The sequence below is a fragment of the Actinoallomurus acaciae genome (assembly GCF_042429965.1).
GTDB lineage: Bacteria > Actinomycetota > Actinomycetes > Streptosporangiales > Streptosporangiaceae > Actinoallomurus > Actinoallomurus acaciae.
This window is the reverse complement of the sequence record NZ_JBHLZP010000878.1, coordinates 1-2,106: the sequence shown is the minus strand read 5'-3', so window position 1 is coordinate 2,106 and position 2,106 is coordinate 1. Positions and strand designations below refer to the sequence as shown.

Annotated in this window: 2 protein-coding genes; one reads left to right on the top strand and one right to left on the bottom strand. The window is 71.2% G+C overall.

The genetic code is table 11. The features are described 5' to 3' along the window. Window positions 1-999: S53 family peptidase (locus tag ACFFNX_RS48370; RefSeq protein ID WP_446678566.1), on the bottom strand; the 999-nt coding region annotated here is incomplete at its 3' end. A 449-nt stretch (window positions 1,000-1,448) separates the two neighbouring features. Here ACFFNX_RS48370 and ACFFNX_RS48365 point away from each other — a divergent pair. Next, the coding region (locus tag ACFFNX_RS48365) for an AAA family ATPase (protein WP_378213184.1) at window positions 1,449-2,106 on the top strand (658 nt) is incomplete at its 3' end.

The window sequence follows — 2,106 nt, the reverse complement described above, 5'->3', positions numbered from 1 at the left end:
GCTGGTGCCGCCGACGACCTGCCAGCCGCCGAACCCGAACGTGTCATAGACCGCGACGCCGGTGTTCGGGTCGGCGACCGCCGAGACGTCGGCGACCGTGCGGCGCGAGCAGCCGGTGTCCTTCTGCCACGGCGGCTTGGGCGCCACCGTCGCGCAGCCGGAGCCCGAACCGCTCCACGCCGTCTCGTTCCAGCCGCGGGCGTTGGCCGCCCGGCCGAGTGACGTGCCGCCGACCGCGGTGACGTGCGGGGCCGTGGCCGGGAACAGCACGCCGTAGCCGCTGTCGCCGGAGGCCGCGGTGATCGCGACGCCCGGGTGGTCGAAGTGCTGGAAGTCGGCGGCGCTCGCGGAGGCCGACTCCGCGCCGCCGTAGCTGTTGGAGATGTACTTGGCGCCCAGGCGCACGGCGGTGTCGACGCCCTTGCCCAGGCCGGGGATCGAGGTCTGGTCGGCCTCGACGAGGAGGATCTTGCAGTTCGGGCAGGTCGCGGAGACCATGTCGAGGTCCAGGGAGATCTCCTGGGCCCAGCTCGTGTCGGCGTGGGGCAGCCGGCTGCTGCCGTCGGCGTTGACCTTGCGGAAGCAGCCGTTCGCGGTGGTGCACGGCGGCAGGCCGTACTGCGCGCGGTAGACGGCGAGGTCGGACTCGGCCTTCGGGTCGTCGAAGACGTTGATGATGGCGACCGTCTGGCCCTTGCCGGCGGTCGCGGTCGGCAGCCGGTAGGCGTCGCGCAGCTCGGTGGCGCCGAGCCCGGCGGGCGCGTGCTGCGGCTGGATGCCGTGCTGCGGCCGCACGTCGGTGCGTACGAGCGCGAGGCAGGTCACCGCGCCCGGCTGGGACGTGTCGGGGCACGCCCGTTTGACCGGAGCGCCGGCGAGCGGATCGACACCGTGGTCCGCCGGACCGAGGTCGGCGTGGGCCGGCGTGGAGGCGAGCGCCAGTGCGGCCAGTGCGGCGAGTCCGACATGTCTCGTCCGCCGGGTGAGGATGAACACCATCTGCTCCCTTCACGGCGGGAGCCGGACTCGGAGATGAGCGGCATCCGCGGCGTATCGGTCATTGATTTCGTCGCAACAAATGCGGCCGTGGATCGGCGCGCATGAATCCAATTCCCGCGACCGCTCGCGTCAATCGGGCTACTGACCTGCCGAGAGGTGGATGCGTGCGGCTGTTTGTCGGCGTTATCGCGTGATTCGCCACTATTTCGCCTCGGGAGTTAAAAGGGAATTGTCCCGCAAGTGCCGCCGGTAATTCGGCGACCTGAGCTGGCCAGATCGCGGGGGTTTCGGCGTATCGCGATCTATACTGCTGCAATGTAAGTCAGACGGAAAAAGGGGCTGTTTTGCGTGACGAGAGTGCTGCCGGTGAGACTGGTGGTAACTGGGAGAACCAATTAGCCGGTGGCGTCTCCGGGGCCAATGTGCAGGCCCGCTCCATTCATGGCGATGTGCAGTTCAACCTCGGTGCTCCCGCCGCGCTCCCCGCACCGGCGCAGTTGCCCTCCGCCGGGTTCTTCGCCGACCGCACGCGCGACCTGGCCGCCCTGCGGCGGCTCGCCGAGCGACCGCCCGAGGCCGGCGCTCCGCTGATCGTCGTGGTCAGCGGTACGGGCGGCGTCGGTAAGACCACCCTCGCGCTCCGCTGGCTGCACCAGGTCCGCGCGTCCTACCCCGACGGCCAGCTCTTCATCGACCTGCGCGGATTCTCCGGGCAGCGGCCGATGCGGCCGGCCGAGCCGCTCGAACAACTCCTCCGCGCCCTCGGCGTCGACGCCGTCGCGGTCGAGGCGGACGCCGATGAGCAGGCGCCGCTGTTCCGCACCCTGACCACGGGGCGGCGCCTGATCATCATGCTCGACAACGCCGTGTCGGCGGCTCAGGTGCGCCCGCTGCTGCCCGGACCGGGACCGGCCCTGGTCGTGGTCACGACGCGCCACCGCCTCACGGGCCTCGCCATGGACGGCGCGCGTTTTCTCGACATCGCGCCGCTCGACGACGAGGGAGCGGTCGAACTGCTCGACCGTCTCCTCGGCGACGGGCGCGTCGCGGGCGAGCACGAGCAGGCCGTCGCCCTCGTCGCGCTGTGCGGCCGGCTGCCGCTGGCCC